This window comes from Enterobacter sp. AC1, assembly GCF_050434705.1.
GTDB lineage: Bacteria > Pseudomonadota > Gammaproteobacteria > Enterobacterales > Enterobacteriaceae > Enterobacter > Enterobacter cloacae_L.
On record NZ_JBNDIZ010000004.1, the window covers coordinates 103,776 to 122,067 of the forward strand.

Annotated in this window: 20 protein-coding genes; 16 read left to right on the plus strand and 4 right to left on the minus strand. The window is 57.5% G+C overall.

Annotated elements, in window-relative coordinates; all coding sequences use genetic code 11:
* The first annotated feature begins 214 nt into the window (after window positions 1-214).
* The 5 genes from ytfQ (at window position 215) to M2433_RS13690 (ending at window position 6,495) form a co-directional block, all read left to right on the plus strand.
* Complete coding sequence (gene ytfQ, locus M2433_RS13670) at window positions 215-1,171, plus strand: galactofuranose ABC transporter substrate-binding protein YtfQ (protein WP_014882271.1); 957 nt, start codon at window positions 215-217, stop codon at window positions 1,169-1,171.
* Between the two features lie 132 nt (window positions 1,172-1,303).
* Window positions 1,304-2,806 carry a galactofuranose ABC transporter, ATP-binding protein YtfR gene (gene ytfR / locus M2433_RS13675; RefSeq protein WP_429054812.1) on the plus strand — a complete coding sequence of 501 codons (1,503 nt, stop codon included), beginning with the start codon at window positions 1,304-1,306 and terminating at the stop codon, window positions 2,804-2,806.
* A 10-nt stretch (window positions 2,807-2,816) separates the two neighbouring features.
* On the plus strand, window positions 2,817-3,842 hold the full coding sequence (gene ytfT, locus M2433_RS13680) for a galactofuranose ABC transporter, ATP-binding protein YtfT (protein ID WP_429054814.1): 1,026 nt from the start codon (window positions 2,817-2,819) through the stop codon (window positions 3,840-3,842).
* Window positions 3,829-4,830, plus strand: coding sequence for a galactofuranose ABC transporter, permease protein YjfF (yjfF, locus tag M2433_RS13685; protein ID WP_429054816.1), 1,002 nt, complete (start codon window positions 3,829-3,831; stop codon window positions 4,828-4,830). Before ytfT ends, yjfF begins: the two co-directional genes overlap by 14 nt.
* Window positions 4,831-4,923: 93 nt before the next feature.
* Window positions 4,924-6,495 (plus strand): methyl-accepting chemotaxis protein, encoded by a 1,572-nt coding sequence (locus M2433_RS13690; protein WP_429054817.1) that lies wholly within the window; start codon window positions 4,924-4,926, stop codon window positions 6,493-6,495.
* On the opposite strand, the gene M2433_RS13695 is transcribed toward M2433_RS13690, so the two are convergent.
* Both M2433_RS13695 and fbp read right to left on the minus strand, forming a co-directional pair.
* Window positions 6,467-6,823: a helix-turn-helix domain-containing protein gene (locus M2433_RS13695; RefSeq protein ID WP_429055075.1), complete on the minus strand. Its 357-nt coding sequence runs from the start codon at window positions 6,821-6,823 to the stop codon at window positions 6,467-6,469. The genes M2433_RS13690 and M2433_RS13695 overlap by 29 nt on opposite strands.
* 150 nt (window positions 6,824-6,973) lie before the next feature.
* A complete protein-coding gene (fbp, locus tag M2433_RS13700; protein WP_023310178.1) occupies window positions 6,974-7,972 on the minus strand; it encodes a class 1 fructose-bisphosphatase in 999 nt (332 codons plus the stop codon).
* Between the two features lie 196 nt (window positions 7,973-8,168).
* Between fbp and mpl the strand changes: the two genes are divergently transcribed.
* Window positions 8,169-9,548, plus strand: coding sequence for a UDP-N-acetylmuramate:L-alanyl-gamma-D-glutamyl-meso-diaminopimelate ligase (mpl, locus tag M2433_RS13705; protein ID WP_429054819.1), 1,380 nt, complete (start codon window positions 8,169-8,171; stop codon window positions 9,546-9,548).
* A gap of 89 nt (window positions 9,549-9,637) precedes the next feature.
* Here the strand turns inward: mpl and yjgA are convergent, their stop codons facing one another.
* The gene (gene yjgA, locus M2433_RS13710; protein ID WP_042713463.1) at window positions 9,638-10,189 is read right to left on the minus strand and encodes a ribosome biogenesis factor YjgA; all 552 of its coding nucleotides are present in this window, start codon (window positions 10,187-10,189) and stop codon (window positions 9,638-9,640) included.
* A 95-nt stretch (window positions 10,190-10,284) separates the two neighbouring features.
* Between yjgA and pmbA the strand changes: the two genes are divergently transcribed.
* Together pmbA and cybC are read left to right on the plus strand one after the other, a co-directional pair.
* Window positions 10,285-11,637, plus strand: coding sequence for a metalloprotease PmbA (gene pmbA, locus M2433_RS13715; protein WP_429054821.1), 1,353 nt, complete (start codon window positions 10,285-10,287; stop codon window positions 11,635-11,637).
* A gap of 38 nt (window positions 11,638-11,675) precedes the next feature.
* A complete protein-coding gene (gene cybC, locus M2433_RS13720) occupies window positions 11,676-12,062 on the plus strand; it encodes a cytochrome b562 (protein ID WP_429054822.1) in 387 nt (128 codons plus the stop codon).
* Between the two features lie 70 nt (window positions 12,063-12,132).
* Here the strand turns inward: cybC and M2433_RS13725 are convergent, their stop codons facing one another.
* Window positions 12,133-12,288, minus strand: coding sequence for a Hok/Gef family protein (locus tag M2433_RS13725; RefSeq protein WP_059311894.1), 156 nt, complete (start codon window positions 12,286-12,288; stop codon window positions 12,133-12,135).
* Between the two features lie 418 nt (window positions 12,289-12,706).
* On the opposite strand from M2433_RS13725, the gene M2433_RS13730 reads away from it, so the two are divergent.
* Genes M2433_RS13730 through dagF form a run of 8 tightly spaced genes read left to right on the plus strand, consistent with a single transcriptional unit; the run spans window position 12,707 to window position 18,189 of the window.
* On the plus strand, window positions 12,707-13,045 hold the full coding sequence (locus M2433_RS13730) for a glycine dehydrogenase (RefSeq protein WP_088208733.1): 339 nt from the start codon (window positions 12,707-12,709) through the stop codon (window positions 13,043-13,045).
* A 10-nt stretch (window positions 13,046-13,055) separates the two neighbouring features.
* Window positions 13,056-13,418 (plus strand): SFCGS family glycine-rich protein, encoded by a 363-nt coding sequence (locus M2433_RS13735; protein ID WP_023293430.1) that lies wholly within the window; start codon window positions 13,056-13,058, stop codon window positions 13,416-13,418.
* A 2-nt stretch (window positions 13,419-13,420) separates the two neighbouring features.
* Window positions 13,421-13,720, plus strand: coding sequence for a DUF4312 family protein (locus M2433_RS13740; RefSeq protein ID WP_006810338.1), 300 nt, complete (start codon window positions 13,421-13,423; stop codon window positions 13,718-13,720).
* Between the two features lie 22 nt (window positions 13,721-13,742).
* Window positions 13,743-14,519: a DUF4311 domain-containing protein gene (locus M2433_RS13745; RefSeq protein ID WP_024907277.1), complete on the plus strand. Its 777-nt coding sequence runs from the start codon at window positions 13,743-13,745 to the stop codon at window positions 14,517-14,519.
* A gap of 13 nt (window positions 14,520-14,532) precedes the next feature.
* Entirely contained in the window at window positions 14,533-15,174 is a 642-nt protein-coding gene (locus M2433_RS13750; protein ID WP_023310183.1) for a DUF4310 family protein, read from the plus strand.
* 42 nt (window positions 15,175-15,216) lie between these two features.
* Complete coding sequence (locus tag M2433_RS13755; RefSeq protein WP_429054825.1) at window positions 15,217-16,350, plus strand: amidohydrolase/deacetylase family metallohydrolase; 1,134 nt, start codon at window positions 15,217-15,219, stop codon at window positions 16,348-16,350.
* On the plus strand, window positions 16,334-17,452 hold the full coding sequence (locus M2433_RS13760; RefSeq protein WP_429054826.1) for a DgaE family pyridoxal phosphate-dependent ammonia lyase: 1,119 nt from the start codon (window positions 16,334-16,336) through the stop codon (window positions 17,450-17,452). The genes M2433_RS13755 and M2433_RS13760 overlap by 17 nt, the downstream gene beginning before the upstream one ends.
* Window positions 17,449-18,189 (plus strand): 2-dehydro-3-deoxy-phosphogluconate aldolase, encoded by a 741-nt coding sequence (gene dagF / locus M2433_RS13765; RefSeq protein WP_429054828.1) that lies wholly within the window; start codon window positions 17,449-17,451, stop codon window positions 18,187-18,189. Before M2433_RS13760 ends, dagF begins: the two co-directional genes overlap by 4 nt.
* The last annotated feature ends 103 nt before the right edge of the window (window positions 18,190-18,292 follow it).

The following is an 18,292-nucleotide window of genomic DNA, read 5'->3' on the forward strand; positions in this document are numbered from 1 at the left end:
GTTACCACTTTTCAGACCGATTCCATGACAGGAAAATCCATAAACTCAGCCGCATTTTTCATGAAGAAATGAAAGCGATTACAAACTTGTGATTAACGTTTTATTCACTTTTCTGAAGTGTGATGTAACGCAATTCGTTACATATTTCATCGGCTATAGTCATTCCGCAGAACATCTTTTAACCAACAATAACTCACCCTACGAGGACGTTCATATGTGGAAGCGCTTACTCCTGGTCACAGCAGTTTCGGCAGCCATGTCGTCTATGGCGATGGCCGCCCCCTTAACCGTAGGTTTTTCGCAAGTCGGCTCTGAATCTGGCTGGCGAGCGGCAGAAACCAACGTGGCGAAAAGCGAGGCCCAGAAACGCGGCATCACCCTGAAAATCGCCGATGGTCAGCAAAAACAAGAGAACCAGATCAAAGCCGTACGCTCCTTTATCGCCCAGGGCGTGGATGCCATCTTTATTGCACCCGTCGTGGCGACCGGCTGGGAACCCGTCCTGAAGGAAGCGAAAGACGCTGAGATCCCGGTCTTCCTGCTCGACCGTTCCATCGACGTCAAAGACAAATCCCTCTATATGACCACCGTCACCGCCAACAACGTGCTTGAAGGGCAGTTGATTGGCGACTGGCTGGTGAAGCAGGTCGACGGCAAGCCGTGTAACGTCGTTGAGCTGCAGGGCACCGTCGGCGCGAGCGTGGCCATCGACCGTAAAAAAGGCTTTGCCGAGGCCATCGCCAAAGCGCCAAACATCAAGATAATCCGCTCTCAGTCCGGCGACTTTACGCGTAGCAAAGGTAAAGAGGTCATGGAGAGCTTCATCAAGGCTGAAAACAACGGCAAAAACATCTGCATGGTTTACGCCCATAACGATGACATGGTAATCGGTGCGATTCAGGCGATTAAAGAAGCGGGCCTAAAGCCGGGCAAAGATATCCTGACCGGCTCTATCGACGGCGTGCCTGATATCTACAAAGCGATGATCGACGGCGAAGCCAACGCCAGCGTGGAACTCACGCCAAACATGGCTGGCCCGGCATTCGATGCGTTGGAGAAATTCAAGAAAGACGGCACGATGCCTGAGAAGGTGACGGTCACCAAATCCACGCTCTACCTGCCGGATACGGCGAAAGAAGAGTTAGAGAAGAAGAAAAATATGGGCTACTAAGCCCTCGCCCCTCACCCCAGCCCTCTCCCCGGAGGGGAGAGGGGGAAAGGCAGGGCGGAGCTGGATATTAATAATTGGCACGAACAGTCCCCTCTCCCCTCCGGGGAGAGGGTCAGGGTGAGGGGGAAAACCATGACCACTGAACAACACCAGGAAATCCTCCGCACAGAGGGCTTGAGTAAATTCTTCCCCGGCGTAAAAGCGCTGGATAACGTTGATTTCAGCCTGCGGCGCGGTGAGATTATGGCGCTGCTGGGGGAAAACGGTGCGGGGAAATCGACGCTGATTAAATCCCTCACTGGCGTTTATCACGCCGATCGCGGCACCATCTGGCTGGAAGACAACGCCATTTCGCCAAAAAATACCGCCCATGCCCAGGAACTGGGGATCGGGACGGTGTACCAGGAAGTGAACCTGCTGCCCAATATGTCGGTGGCGGATAACCTGTTTATTGGCCGCGAGCCACGACGTTTTGGCCTGCTGCGCCGCAAAGAGATGGAGGCGCGGGCGACAGCGCTGATGGAATCTTACGGCTTCTCTCTTGACGTTCGCGAGCCGCTGAACCGCTTTTCCGTCGCCATGCAGCAGATTGTCGCGATTTGCCGCGCGATCGATCTCTCGGCAAAGGTGCTTATCCTCGACGAACCCACCGCCAGCCTCGATACCCAGGAAGTGGAGATGCTCTTTACCCTGATGCGCCAGCTGCGCGATCGGGGCGTCAGCCTGATCTTCGTGACGCACTTCCTCGATCAGGTGTATGAGGTGAGCGATCGCATTACGGTGCTGCGCAACGGCAGCTTTGTCGGCTGCCGCGAAACCCGCGAGCTGCCGCAGATCGAGCTGGTGAAAATGATGCTGGGCCGTGAACTCGACACCAACGCCCTTCAGCGCGCGGGCCGCACGCTGCTGAGCGATAAACCGGTCGCCGCCTTCAGCGATTACGGCAAAAAAGGGGTGATCTCGCCGTTTAACCTGGAAGTCCGCCCGGGCGAAATTGTCGGTCTGGCGGGCCTGTTAGGCTCTGGGCGAACCGAAACCGCCGAGGTGATCTTCGGGATCAAGCCTGCGGACAGCGGCAGCGCGCTGATCAAGGGCAAACCGCAAACTCTGCGATCGCCGCATCAGGCCTCGTGCCTCGGAGTGGGCTTCTGCCCGGAAGACAGGAAAACGGATGGCATTATTGCCGCAGCCTCGGTGCGGGAAAACATCATTCTTGCCCTGCAGGCCCAGCGCGGCTGGCTACGGCCGATCCCACGCAAAGAGCAGAACGCTATTGCCGAGCGCTTTATCCGCCAGCTCGGCATCCGCACCCCGAGCGCGGAACAGCCGATTGAATTTCTCTCCGGCGGTAACCAGCAGAAAGTGCTGCTGTCACGCTGGCTACTGACCAAACCCCAGTTCCTGATCCTCGACGAACCGACCCGCGGCATAGACGTGGGGGCGCACGCCGAAATTATCCGCCTTATCGAAACGCTGTGTGCGGACGGGCTGGCGCTGCTGGTCATTTCATCCGAGCTGGAAGAGCTGGTGGGGTATGCCGATCGCGTCATTATCATGCGCGATCGCAAACAGGTGGCAGAGATCCCGCTGGATAAGCTGTCCGTTCCGGCAATCATGAATGCCATCGCGGCATAAGGAGTGAATCGTGATGCCCCGTTCGCTTTCGCAAACCGGTGAGACAAAGCGCCGCTTCAGCTGGCCAACCGGCACGCCGCAAATCGCGGCGCTGCTGGTGGTGCTGCTGGTGGATAGCCTGGTCGCACCGCATTTCTTCCAGATCATCGTGCAGGATGGCCGCCTGTTTGGCAGTCCGATCGATATTTTAAACCGTGCCGCACCCGTGGCGCTGCTGGCCATCGGGATGACGCTGGTCATTGCTACCGGCGGAATTGACCTCTCCGTCGGTGCGGTGATGGCCATCGCGGGGGCCACGGCAGCCTCAATGACCGTGGCCGGGCATAGCCTGCCGGTCGTTCTGCTGGCGGCCTTAGGCACCGGCGTGCTGGCAGGATTATGGAACGGCATTCTGGTGGCGGTGCTGAAAATTCAGCCCTTTGTCGCTACCCTGATTTTAATGGTGGCCGGGCGCGGCGTGGCGCAGCTCATTACCTCCGGCCAGATTGTCACCTTCAACTCGCCGAGCCTGGCGTGGCTCGGTAGCGGCAACCTTCTGTTCTTCCCGACGCCGGTGATTATTGCCCTCGTGACGCTGGTTATCTTTTGGCTCTTTACCCGCAAAACGGCGCTCGGCATGTTTATTGAAGCGGTGGGGATCAACATCCGCGCCGCGCGCAACGCCGGGGTCAACACCCGCTTGATGGTGATGCTGACCTACGTGCTGAGCGGCGTGTGCGCCGCCATCGCCGGGGTCATCGTCGCGGCGGATATCCGCGGGGCCGACGCAAACAACGCGGGACTCTGGCTGGAACTGGACGCAATCCTGGCGGTGGTGATCGGCGGCGGGTCGCTGATGGGCGGGCGCTTTAACCTGCTGCTCTCGGTGATTGGCGCGCTGATCATTCAGGGAATGAACACCGGGATCCTGCTCTCCGGTTTTCAGCCGGAACTCAATCAGGTGGTGAAAGCGGTGGTCGTGCTCTGCGTGCTGATCGTCCAGTCACCGCGCTTTGTCAGCATCGTTAAGGGGATCCGTGGCCATGATAAAACGTAATTTACCGCTAATGATCACGCTGGGCGTGTTTGTGCTGGGGTATCTCTACTGCCTGACCCAGTTCCCGGGGTTTGCCTCGACGCGCGTGATTTGCAATATCCTGACCGATAACGCCTTTTTAGGCATTATCGCCGTCGGCATGACGTTTGTGATCCTCTCCGGCGGGATCGATCTCTCCGTCGGCTCGGTGATCGCCTTCACCGGCGTGTTCCTCGCGAAAGCGATCGGCTTCTGGGGGATCTCTCCTCTGGTGGCTTTCCCGCTGGTGCTGGCGATGGGCTGCGCGTTTGGTGCCTTTATGGGGTTGCTGATCGACGCGCTGAAAATTCCAGCCTTTATCATCACCCTCGCCGGGATGTTCTTCCTGCGCGGGGTGAGTTATCTGGTGTCGGAAGAGTCGATTCCGATTAACCACCCCATCTACGACACGCTCTCCAGCCTGGCCTGGAAAATCCCCGGCGGCGGCCGCCTGAGCGCGATGGGGCTGCTGATGCTGGGCGTGGTGGTCATTGGCATCTTCCTTGCCCACCGTACCCGGTTTGGCAACCAGGTATACGCCATTGGCGGTAACGCCACGTCGGCCAACCTGATGGGGATCTCCACCCGCAGCACCACTATCCGCATCTATATGCTGTCGACCGGGCTGGCGACGCTGGCGGGAATTGTCTTCTCTGTGTATACCCAGGCCGGTTACGCGCTGGCGGGCGTTGGCGTGGAGCTGGATGCGATTGCTTCTGTGGTTATCGGCGGCACGCTGCTCAGCGGCGGGGTGGGTACGGTCCTGGGGACGCTGTTCGGCGTGGCGATCCAGGGGCTGATACAAACCTATATCAACTTTGACGGCACGCTCAGCTCGTGGTGGACGAAGATCGCCATCGGCATTTTGCTGTTTATTTTTATTGCCCTGCAGCGCGGTCTGACGGTGCTCTGGGAGAACCGTCAAAGCTCACCCGTTACGCGCGTGGATACATCAGTAACAGAGCGATAACATCCTGAAATTGCTTAAACTCTAAACATTTTCCGGTAGCGGCCGATACTCTTTTTTTATGCCCAGAAATATCTCGCTACCGGAAATAATATCATGCTTAAAACGCTATCGATTCGTACCGGCTTGCTCTCTTTACTGGCCGTTATGACCCTTCTGCTGCTGATTGTCAGCGGCATTGGCATCTATGCCCTCACACAGAGTTCTTCTTCGCTTCAGCGCATCAACCACCTTCAGGGTGAGCAGATGGTGCAGCTTAATTCTGGCTATACGCTGATCCTGCGCGCGCGCAACGAGGCGGGCCAGGCCGTCCGAATGATGGAAATTGGTCTGCTGGACGATGCATCCAAATCGGTAAAAAACATCAATCAGGAAGTGGCCCTGGCCCAGAAAACGCTCAAAGGCGTGATCGACGGCGGCGTGGCCGACAGGCAGGGGCAGCAGCTTCTTGATAAAGTCGCGGCGAGCCTGGCGACGTATAACCAGCAGGGGATCAATCCGATGCTGAAAACCCTGAATGACCAGAGCGCGGACAGCTATTACGATCTGCTGGAAAACGCGCTGATCCCGGTGGCGAAGCAGTTTGATAACGATATGCAGGCGTTTCAGAAATGGAGCGAAGCGCGGGGTCAGGCGGAAGTGAGTGCCGTGCAGGCGAGTAAAACCCGCGTGCTGATCCTGATTATCGTTGCGGCGCTGCTGACGGCAGGCATTATCGTGCTGGCCTGGCTGGTGCTGCGCCACATGCTGCTCAAGCCGCTCTCGGCGTCGATCGCTCAACTGGAGAATGTGGCGGCGGGCGATTTAACCCATACCCTGAATGCGCCAGCGAGTCAGGAGTTTAACCGTCTCAACGCGGCGATAGAGGAGATGCGCCAGTCGCTGATGAACTCGGTTCTGCGGGTGCGTGATGCCAGCTCGCAAATTGACACCGGCAGCCGCGAGCTGACGGCGGGGAACCGGGATCTCGCCGAGCGTACGGAATCTACCGCCACCTCGCTGGAGCAGACGGCGGCCAGCATGGAACAGATCACCGCCACGGTGAAACTCAACGCCGATAACGCCGAGCAGGCGCACCAGCTGGCGAAGTCAGTGTCCGACACGGCCGATCACGGCAGCGAAATGGTCTGCTACGTGATTGAAAAAATGCGCGATATCTCCGGCAGCTCGGCGCGCATCGCCGACATCCTGAGCGTGATTGACGGCATTGCCTTCCAGACCAATATTCTGGCGCTTAACGCCTCCGTGGAAGCGGCGCGCGCGGGCGAGCAGGGGCGCGGGTTTGCCGTCGTCGCCGGCGAAGTGCGAAACCTCGCCAGCCGCAGCGCCGACGCGGCGAAAGAGATCCGTTCGCTTATCAGCGATTCGCAGACCCACGTTAACGAGGGCAGCGAGCTGGCCCAGCAGGCTGGCGAAACGATGGATGAGATCGCAACAGAAGTGCTGCGCATGACTAAACTGATGCGCGAGATTGCGACCGCGTCCCAGGAGCAGAGCCGCGGCATTGAGCAGGTGAATATTGCGGTAAACCAGATGGACGAAACCGCGCAGCAGAATGCGGCGCTGGTGCAGCAATCCTCCGCCGCGACCCGCTCCCTTGAGGAGCAGTCGCGTCAGCTGATAGAAGCCATGTCATCATTCAAAGTGACGTCTCAGACCGCGGCATAATATTCCCCAGCCCCGGACCGTTCTGTACCGGGGCTTTATTTTTCGCGGAATTAACTGCCGCAATATTATCGTGAATATCGCCCATTAATATTTCCAGAGAACGGGTTAAGGCTAACGCTTTTTCAGTCGGCTCAAGATATAAACCCTTGCGGAAAAATAACGGCTCTTCAAACAGCTGATTAAAACGCTTCAGGGCCAGACTCACCGCCGGGCGTGACATATCGAGGCGCACAGAGGCTTTTGCCATGCTGCCGCAGCGGACGATTTCAATAAAAACAGGGATAAGATTTAAATCAATACCGGTAGTAGCACGAGAATAATTTTTCATAGCGGTTCTGCTCCAGGGAATATCTGTCAAACTGTTATGGAAATAATGCAGGAGCAGTGGTGAATATTAAAGCGTGTTTTTTATAAACACTTATACGGTAAAATATATAAATGACCAGGGGAGCCAGAACGGCTCCCCTGAAGAAAGGTATTACGCGTCCGGGTACTCACGGATAAAACGTTCAACGTCTTCAACCATATGGTTGTTGCCGACGAAGAATGAACGGCGCTGGTGAAGGCTTTCCGGCACGATATCCAGAATACGCTCTTTACCGTCGCTCGCCTTGCCGCCCGCCTGCTCGGCGAGGAACGCCATCGGGTTGCATTCGTACAGCAGGCGCAGCTTCCCGTCCGGGTGGCTTGCGGTGCTTGGATAGAGGTAGATACCGCCTTTCAGCAGGTTACGGTGGAAATCCGCGACCAGAGAGCCAATATAGCGGGAGGTGTAAGGGCGCTGCGTCGCTTTATCTTCTTCCTGGCAGAATTTGATGTACTTCTTCACGCCGTTCGGGAAGCGGATGTAGTTGCCTTCGTTGATGGAGTAGGTGTTGCCCTTCTCCGGGAAGCGCATGCGTTCCTGGCTCAGACAGAAAACGCCCAGTGAAGGATCGTACGTAAAGGCGTGAACCCCGCACCCGGTGGTGTACACCAGCATGGTGGAAGAGCCATAAACGACGTAACCGGCAGCCACCTGATTAATGCCCGGCTGCAGGAAATCTTCTTCGGTCACCGGCGTGCCAACAGGCGTGACGCGGCGGTAGATGGAGAAAATGGTACCGACAGAAACGTTAACGTCGATGTTTGAGGAGCCGTCGAGCGGATCCATCAGCACAACGTATTTCGCGTGTTCGCACCCTTCGAAAACAACAATCTCATCTTCTTCTTCGGAGGCGATACCCGCAACGATGTCGCGCGCGCGCAGTGCAGCTTTCAGTTTTTCATTTGCGAACAGATCGAGTTTCTGCTGAACCTCGCCCTGAACGTTCTCGGCACCGCTGGCACCCAGGATATCGACCAGACCGGCCTTGTTGATATCACGATGGATGATCTTAGCGCCCAGCTTTATTGCCGACAGCAAAGCAGTGAGCTCACCGGTAGCATGAGAGAACTCGTGCTGCTTTTCGACAATAAATTCACCTAACGTTTTCATAACACTTTCCCTGCATCTTTGTGAGTAGAGCGATTTATGTTCACTAAAACGACTAAAGCCCAACAATCTTAACAAACATTCAAATAGTAGCGCAGAGGTGAATCGCGCCAGCAGGATACGGATTTTCCTGAAATGCGTTTCACACCCGCTGACATGTGAGTAAAATGTGCGCCACATTGAAGAAGGATAGTGACGTATGCGCATTCATATATTGGGGATTTGTGGCACTTTCATGGGCGGACTGGCAATGCTGGCGCGCTCGCTGGGCCACGAAGTGACAGGTTCGGACGCCAATGTGTATCCGCCAATGAGCACGCTTCTGGAAAAGCAGGGCATCTCTTTAATTCAGGGCTACGATGCCAGCCAGCTGGATCCCGAGCCGGATCTGGTGATCATTGGCAACGCCATGACCCGCGGTAATCCGTGCGTCGAGGCGGTACTGGAACGCAATATTCCGTTCATGTCCGGCCCGCAGTGGCTGCATGATTTCGTGCTGCGCGACCGCTGGGTAGTTGCCGTAGCCGGCACGCACGGCAAAACGACCACTGCCGGGATGGCGACCTGGATCCTCGAAGCCTGCGGCTACAAGCCGGGTTTTGTGATCGGCGGCGTACCGGGCAACTTTGACGTTTCTGCCCGCCTGGGAGACAGCCCGTTCTTCGTTATCGAAGCCGACGAGTATGACTGCGCGTTCTTCGACAAACGCTCCAAATTCGTCCATTACTGCCCGCGGACGCTGATCCTCAACAACCTTGAGTTCGACCATGCGGATATCTTTGACGATCTGAAAGCCATTCAGAAGCAGTTCCATCACCTGGTACGCATCGTGCCGGGCCAGGGACGCATCATCCTGCCGGAAAACGACATCAACCTGAAACAGACGATGGCGATGGGATGCTGGAGCGAGCAGGAGCTGGTGGGCGAGCAGGGCCACTGGCAGGCGAAGAAGCTCAACGCCGATGCCTCCGAGTGGGAAGTGCTGCTCGACGGTGAAAAAGTGGGTGAGGTGAAGTGGGGCCTGGTGGGCGAGCACAACATGCACAACGGCCTGATGGCCATTGCTGCGGCGCGTCACGTGGGCGTGCTGCCTGCGGATGCAGCGAATGCGCTGGGCTCGTTCATCAATGCCCGTCGCCGCCTGGAGCTGCGCGGTGAAGCCCACGGCGTCACGGTGTACGACGATTTCGCGCACCACCCAACGGCGATTCTGGCGACGCTTGCGGCCCTGCGCGGCAAAGTCGGCGGTACCGCGCGCATTCTGGCGGTGCTGGAGCCGCGCTCGAACACCATGAAGATGGGCATCTGCAAAGACGATCTCGCGCCGTCATTAGGACGCGCCGATGAGGTCTTCCTGCTGCAGCCGCAGCATATTCCGTGGCAGGTGGCCGAAGTGGCCGATGCCTGCATTCAGCCTGCGCACTGGAGTGCGGATGTGGATGTCTTGGCGGATATGGTCGTGAAAGCCGCACAGCCTGGCGATCACATTCTGGTGATGAGCAACGGCGGTTTTGGTGGGATCCATCAGAAGCTGCTGGACGGCCTGGCGAAAAAAGCGGAAGCGGCCGCCGACGCGTAAAAAAAAGCCCGGTGGCGCTTGCGCTTACCGGGCCTACATTCTTTTCTCCCTCGCCCCTCCGGGGAGAGGGCCGGGGTGAGGGGAACGGATTACTCGTCGTTCTCAGACAGCTCGCGCAGATACTGGAAAATCAGGCGCGCAGACTTCGGCGGCTTATTCCCTTCTTTCTCTTTCTTCGCGTTGCGGATCAAGGAACGCAGCTGCTGGCGGTCGGCATCCGGCCACAGGTTCAGCACTTCCGGTACGGCGTCATCACCCTGTTCAATCAGGCGATCGCGGATCTGTTCAAGCTTATGGAAAAACGCCACCTGCTGGTTGTGGCGATTTTTCAGCTTGTCCAGCGCCTGGCGGATCGGATCGACGTCGCGCTGACGCAGCATTTTCCCGATAAGCTGAAGCTGGCGACGACGGCCTTCTTTTTTGATTTTCTGTGCCAGTTCAATGGCATCACGCAGATCCTGGTCGAGCGGGATCTTATCCAGTGCGTTTTTACCCAGTTCTACCATTTCCGCGCCAAGCTGTTTTAACTCTTCGGCGTCACGTTTAATTTCACTTTTACTGACCCAGATGATCTCATCATCTTCGTCTTCGATGTCATCACCGGGAACGTCGTCGAGCCAGTCTTCGGGCTGCTTAGTCATGTCAGGCTCCTTAAAAAAAGAGGCTAATGTTACCAGTTAAGACGCGCACTGAAAAACGGTTCTCTGTTAGACTTCAGATAACTCTCTCTTACAGTATGGCATTTGCGATGAAAGTAACCTCACAAGTTGAAGCGCAGCGTAAGATTCTGGAAGAAGCCGTCTCCACCGCGCTGATGCTTGCTTCAGAAAAATCAGATGGCGCTGAAGTAGCGGTCAGCAAAACCACCGGCATTAGCGTGAGTACCCGCTATGGCGAAGTGGAGAATGTTGAATTCAACAGCGATGGCGCGCTGGGGATCACGGTCTATCACCAGAATCGCAAAGGCAGTGCGTCATCCACCGATCTCAGTCCGGATGCCATCGCCCGTACGGTGCAGGCGGCGCTGGATATCGCCCGTTATACCTCGCCGGATCCTTACGCAGGCGTGGCGGATAAAGATCTGCTGGCGTTTGACGCGCCGGATCTCGATCTGTTCCACCCGGCAGAGGTTACGCCGGACGAAGCGATTGAACTGGCTGCCCGCGCAGAGCAGGCGTCTTTGCAGGCTGACAAGCGCATCACCAATACCGAAGGCGGCAGCTTTAACAGCCACTACGGCATTAAAGTTTTCGGCAACAGCCACGGCATGCTGCAGGGCTACTGTTCCACCCGCCACTCGCTCTCCAGCTGCGTCATCGCCGAAGAGAACGGCGACATGGAGCGCGACTACGCCTACACGATTGGCCGCGCGCTGGGGGATTTACAGTCTCCGGAGTGGGTGGGTAAAGAGTGTGCCGAACGCACGCTGTCTCGTCTGTCGCCGCGCAAGCTCTCCACCATGAAGGCCCCGGTCATTTTTGCCAACGAAGTGGCAACCGGCCTGTTTGGTCATCTGGTGGGCGCTATCGCAGGCGGAGCGGTGTACCGTAAATCGACCTTCCTGCTCGACTCGCTGGGCAAGCAGATCCTGCCGGAATGGCTGACCATTGAAGAGCATCCGCACCTGCTGAAAGGGCTGGCCTCCACGCCGTTCGACAGCGAAGGCGTGCGCACCGAGCGTCGCGATATCATCAAAGACGGCGTGCTGACCCAGTGGCTGCTGACCAATTACTCCGCGCGCAAGCTGGGGCTGAAAAGCACCGGTCACGCGGGGGGCATCCACAACTGGCGCATTGCCGGTCAGGGCCTCAACTTTGAGCAGATGCTGAAAGAGATGGGCACCGGCCTGGTCGTCACGGAACTGATGGGCCAAGGCGTAAGCGGCATCACCGGCGACTACTCGCGCGGCGCGGCGGGCTTCTGGGTCGAAAACGGTGAAATCCAGTATCCGGTGAGCGAAATTACGATTGCCGGCAACCTGAAGGACATGTGGCGCAACATCGTTACGGTCGGTAACGATATTGAAACACGTAGCAATATACAGTGTGGTTCCGTTCTTCTGCCCGAAATGAAAATTGCGGGTCAATAAAGATAGCGTTTTGTTAATAATAAAAAAGGAAGTGAGCAATGCGTAAACATCTGTTAGCGATCGTCGCGGCTTCAACGCTGGTTCTTGGTTCGTCTGCGTTTGCCGCCGATCTTGAAGACAACATGGACATCCTCAGTGAAAACCTGAAGGTAGTGCAGAAAACGGACAATGCGGCGGACATGAAAGACGCCTTGACCAAAATGCGTGAAGCGGCGCTGGATGCGCAAAAAGCAACCCCGCCGAAGCTGGAAAGCAAAGCGGCAGACAGCGCCGAAATGAAAGACTACCGCCACGGCTTTGACGTGCTGGTCGGCCAGATCGACGGTGCGCTGAAGCTCGCCAACGAAGGCAAAGTGAAAGAAGCCCAGGTGGCGGCCGAGCAGTTTGTGACTACGCGCAACACCTATCATAAAAAGTATCGTTAATTGGGTGCCTGAGCTGTACGTCCTTTCTCCGTATGCGGAGGCGCATTACGCGCCCCCGCATCTTTGCTCCCTACCTGTCGGAGCGACACTCCATCCGCGCTGTCACTTCAAGTGAGCCGTTTCGAAAACGGATCTCGCACAGTGTTTTCCTCGTCACCAGCGTTAAGATGATTATTGTCAAAGAAATAATCATCAAAACCCCGATACTTGGGTTTCTGCGTTTCATGGATGCCTCCTTGCTTTAAAGCGGGCGAGGTAGCAAACATCACGTGGCTAGACGTGTCGTTTACAGCCCCGTCCTGATTTACATTCAGGTAGGGGCTTTCCACTTTCCGTCTCATGCCTGAGACGGTCAGTCTCAAGCACCCGTCGCCACTCTAGCGAATTCCCATAAGAAAACCTTATCCACATCACATTTCTACGAGCCCGCTCGGAAACTTTTCCACTTTGCTTGCCTGTTTATTGCCGCTTAATAGCGTGACATTCATCACGTAAATACAGCGGTTTATCCAGATTCAGCGCATTTATGTGGCACAGATCACTGCTGCGGCTCGCCTTTCCACTTCGAAGTGGAAAACAACTCGCTACAAACCCTTCCCCCTCAACGTTAGTTTTATTCCAGAGCCATTAACGGGGTAAGACCAGTGATTAACGGAGCGGTAATGAACGACGTTGGGGAACAGGCAGTGCAAACAGAGCAGCTCGCGAACACTATGCTGCAGCAGGTTTATGCCCTGCTGGCCCGGCACGACATCATCCCCAATGCAGTACAGGAACAGATGCTGACCTCCCACGTTCGCGCAATGGCGCACCGGTCCGTGACCGGCGAGCCGCTGCCGGAGGTTGAAGCGGAACTGTTCGACGAAATTTCACCGGATTCAATGCGGCTGGCACGTGAAGTGGTAGCGCAGTTTGGCAACCTTCCTGATGAAGAGGCCTGGCTGCTCTCCGTTCACTTTGAAGTCGCGAAAGACAACCTTTAAGGAGCAACACATGGAACAGATTACAGTCGTGATTGGCGATCGCCTGGGCAAAGGTCAGAAAGTGGCCGCTGGTGTGGAAAAAGCAGGTGGACGCGCGGTTGTCGTACCGGGTATGGCTGCCGATATGAAGCTCGGTGACGTGATGAAAGCGGAAAACGCCACCTTCGGCATCTCCTTCTGCGGCAGCGGCGGTGCGGGCGCTATCACCGCGCAAACCAAATATGGCTACAAAGCGAAATACGGCATGCGTTCCGTGGAAGAGGGCGTGACCGCCATCAACGAAGGCTGCAACGTGCTGGGCTTTGGCTTTATGGATAAAGAAGAGCTGGGCGAGCGTCTGGTGCAGGCGTGGCAGAAAAAATACGGCGCATAAGCATGAAAGAACAGTTCACAACCACGGTGAGAGTGAAGGGCAAAGGCGACGCCAAAGCGCGCGCTTTTGCCGACGCGCTCAACCACGTTCAGGCCGCGGTGATGAAAGCCTCACCGCATATCTTACTGCGTATTGAGCCACAGGATGTGCAGGTCGTTCAGGCGCAAGAAGCGGTGCGAAAAGAAGCCTTTCTGTTCTTCTTTTTGCGCCGGGAAAGACGCACCTACAGCGTGGAGCTGGATGTGACCGTCAACGTGACCGCTATCAATCTTGACCAGGTGGATTTCGTCACGCAACGCTGATTATTCATAAAAGGGCAGACTGATGTTCTTAATTATATTAATAAAATCGCTCATCATCGGCGGTCTGGTAGGCGTCGGTGTCGGAGCCGGGGCTGCACGCATGTTTCATGCGCCTACCACTCAGGGTATGGGCGCGTTTCGTACGTTGGGGGAACTGAACTCCTGCGAAGGGGACCCAGCGTCTCACTTCTCCTTTGGGTTAGGTTTCTTCTTTAACGCCTGGGCCTCTTCTGTGGCCGCAGGGGCTTTCACACAGGACGTTGACCACCGCATCATCCCGAACTGGGGTGCTGCTGCACTGATGATCAAAAACCGTAACGTCGGCGAAACGCTGCACGACCCGCGCAAAATGGCGATTGCCTGCGGCCTGATCGGCATGATTGTCGTGACCTTCCTTAACCTTACCGCCTCCTCCGTGCCGGCTGCGCTTCAGGTCACCGCCGTGAAGGTGCTGGTGCCGGCGGCAAACCTGCTGGTCAACACCGTGATGCCGGTGATCTTCTGGCTGGCGGCCATCGACGCGGGTAAAAAATCGGGCTTCTGGGCGACCATTTTCGGCGGCGCAGCGCAGCTGATTATGGGCAACGCCGTACCGGGCCTGGTGCTGGGGATCCTGATCGGTAAAGGCGTGGAAGAGAGCGGCTGGAACCACGTCACCAAAGTGATGATGGCGGCTATCGTCCTGCTGTTCGTGCTGAGCGGCTTCTTCCGCGGCTTCGACATGAAGATGATCGAATCCTTCCATCTGACCGTGCCGAACTGGCTCGACATGATCCACAACTCGCTCAGCGGTAAATAACAGGAGCCTCTACATGGAACAGAATAAAGGTTTTTGGTATGCCGACTGGTCGTTCCCGATCTTCGTTGGCCTGCTCTCCTCCGGCGTGTTTGCCGGGACGCACATGTACTACCTCTACGGCATCGGCGCGTTTAACGAAGTGGCCTTCGTGGCGATGCTGAAAGCGGGGATTGATACCGGCGTCTACGGTGCTGTCGCGGCGTTCGGCGCAAGCTTCCTGTTCGCCCGCATTATCGAAGGCTCGCTGGTCGGTATTCTCGACATTGGCGGCGCTATTCAGACCGGCGTCGGCCTCGGCGTTCCGGCGCTGCTGCTGGGCGCGGGGATCATGTTTCCGGTGACCAACTTCATTGCCGCGCTGATTACCGGCCTGGTGATTGGCCTGGCGATTGGCTACGTCATCATCCTGGCGCGTAAGTTCACCATCAACCAGAGCAACTCCACCTACGGTGCAGACGTGATGATGGGCGCGGGTAACGCCTCCGGCCGCTTCCTCGGGCCGTTGATTATCCTCAGCGCCATGACCGCCTCCATTCCGATTGGCGTCGGTTCTCTGCTGGGTGCGCTGGTGTTCTACATCTGGCAAAAGCCGATTACCGGCGGTGCGATCCTCGGTGCCATGCTGTTGGGCTGGCTGTTCCCGGTCGCCCTTTAATACCCGCGGGCGCTCAGGCGCCCGACTTATCAGGAGATCCTCATGTTTGATTTACTCCTGCGCCGCGCGCGCCTTGCCGACGATACCCTGACCGATATCGCCATCCAGGACGGGAAGATCGCGGCGCTGGGCGACATTGACGCTCCCGCCAGTAAAACGGTTGAGCTGAACGGCAACGTATTCGTTAGCGCAGGCTGGATTGACTCCCACGTCCACTGCTATCCGAACTCCCCGATCTACCACGACGAACCGGACAGCGTGGGCATTGCCACTGGCGTTACCTCCGTGGTCGATGCGGGCAGCACTGGTGCCGACGATGTGGACGATTTCTATGTCATCACCCGTAAAGCGACAACCGACGTTTTTGCCCTGCTGAACATCTCCCGCGTGGGGCTGATTGCCCAGAACGAGCTGGCCAATATGGCCAACATCGACGCTGACGCGGTCAAACAGGCGGTTAAACGTCACCCGGATTTCATCGTCGGGCTGAAAGCACGCATGAGCAGCAGCGTGGTCGGCGAAAACGGCATTACGCCGCTGGAGCGCGCGAAAGCCATTCAGAAAGAGAACGGCGACCTGCCGCTGATGGTGCACATCGGCAACAACCCGCCGAACCTCGACGAAATTGCCGAGCTGCTGAGCTCGGGCGACATCATCACCCACTGCTACAACGGCAAGCCCAACCGCATTCTGACGCCCTCCGGCGAGCTGCGCGCCTCCATCACGTCTGCGCTGAAGCGCGGCGTGCGTCTGGACGTCGGCCACGGCACGGCGAGCTTCAGCTTTGAGGTGGCAAAACGCGCCATCGCGATGGGCATTCTGCCGCACACCATCAGCTCGGATATCTACTGCCGCAACCGCATCAATGGTCCGGTCGGCTCGCTGGCAAGCGTGATGTCGAAGTTTCTCGCCATCGGCATGTCATTGCCGCAGGTGATTGACTGCGTAACCGCCAACGCCGCCGACGGCCTGCGCCTGACGCGCAAAGGCCGCATTCAGCCGGGTCTCGATGCCGACCTGACGCTGTTCACCCTTAAGCGTCAGCCGACGGTGCTGACGGATGCCGAAAACGACAGCCTGCAGGCTGAACACATTCTGGTGCCGCTTGCCGCGATCCGCGCGGGCAAGGGCTACATGACCGAACAAGGGAGCACGGAACATGCCTTCGATTTATGAGAAGTACAACTTAAAGCAGGTTATCAACACCTCCGGCCGCATGACGGCGCTGGGCGTCTCCACGCCGCGTCCGGAAGTGGTGCAGGCGGCAATGGACGGTATGAATGAGTACTTCGAGATGAAGGATCTGGTTAATAAAACCGGGGAATACATCGCGAAGCTGCTGGACGTGGAAGGGGCAACGGTAGTCTCCTGCGCGTCGGCGGGCATTGCCCAGTCCGTGGCGGCTGTACTGGTGAAAGACAGCGACTGGCTGCTGGAAAACCTGCACGTTACCCCGATTGAGAACAACGAAATCGTCCTGCCGAAAGGCCATAACGTTAACTTTGGCGCGCCGGTGGGCACCATGGTGGCGCTGGGCGGCGGTAAGCTGGTGGAAGCGGGCTACGCCAACGAATGCTCCGCCGATCAGCTGGCGGCGGCGATCACTCCGCGTACGGCGGCGATCCTCTACATCAAATCTCACCACTGCGTGCAGAAAAGCATGCTCAGCGTCGAGCAGGCGGCGGTGGTTGCGCGTAAGCACGATCTCCCGCTGATCGTCGACGCGGCAGCGGAAGAAGATCTGCATACCTACTACCGATCCGGCGCCGATCTGGTGATCTACAGCGGCGCGAAGGCGATTGAAGGGCCAACCAGCGGGCTGGTGATCGGCAAGACCCAGTACGTTGAGTGGGTGAAGCGTCAGACGGCGGGCATTGGCCGCGCGATGAAGGTGGGTAAAGAGGGCATTCTTGGCCTGACCTGCGCCATCGAACACTACCTGACGGCGACCAAAGAGAGCGGTGCAGAGATGGTGGCGAAGATGACGCCGTTTATCGACGCGCTCAACACCCTGAACGGCGTCACCGCGCGCGTGGTCTGGGACAGCGCGGGACGCGACATCGCGCGCACCGAGATTAAGTTTGACGAAGCTACTACCGGCGTCGGCACCGGCGAGCTGGTGAACGCGCTCAAGCAAGGCGAATACGCCATTTATTTCCGCGGCTACAAGGCCAACGAAGGGATTATCGAAGCGGACGTGCGCAGCGTAAACGCAGACCAGCTGAACATCGTGTACCGCCGCATTAGCGAAGTGTTAGGACAGGAGAAAAAAGCATGAAACTGACCCCCAAATTTTACCGTGACCGCGTCTGTCTGAACGTGCTGGCAGGCTCGAAAGCCAACGCCAGCGCCATTTACGAGGCGGCGGAAGGTCATGTGCTGGTGGGCGTGCTCTCCAAAAATTACCCGGACGTGGACAGCGCCGTCGCCGATATGCGTGAATACGCCGCGCTGATTGATAACGCGCTGTCTGTGGGCCTGGGCGCGGGCGACCCGAACCAGTCGGCGATGGTGAGCGAAATCTCCCGTCAGGTGCAGCCGCAGCACGTCAACCAGGTCTTTACCGGCGTCGCCACCAGCCGCGCGCTGCTGGGGCAGAACGACTCCGTGGTCAACGGTCTGGTCTCCCCGACCGGCACCGTCGGCATGGTGAAAATCTCCACCGGCCCGCTGAGCAGCAACGCGCCGGACGGCATTGTGCCGGTTGAAACCGCGATTGCCCTGCTGAAGGATTTCGGCGGCAGCTCAATCAAATACTTCCCGATGGGCGGCCTCAAGTGCCGTGACGAGTACAAAGCGGTGGCGGAAGCCTGCGCCCGTCACGACTTCTGGCTGGAGCCGACCGGGGGAATCGATCTGGAAAACTATGAGGAGATCCTGCAGATCGCCCTCGACGCGGGCGTGAGCAAAATCATCCCGCATATCTACAGCTCGATTATCGACAAAGCCAGCGGCGACACGCGCCCGGAAGATGTGCGTACGCTGCTGGCGATGACGAAGAAGCTGGTGAAGTAATAAAAACAACACCCCTCACCCTAACCCTCTCCCCAAAGGGGAGAGGGGACGATTACTCCCTCGCCCCTTTGGGGAGAGGGCCGGGGTGAGGGGAAACGCACCA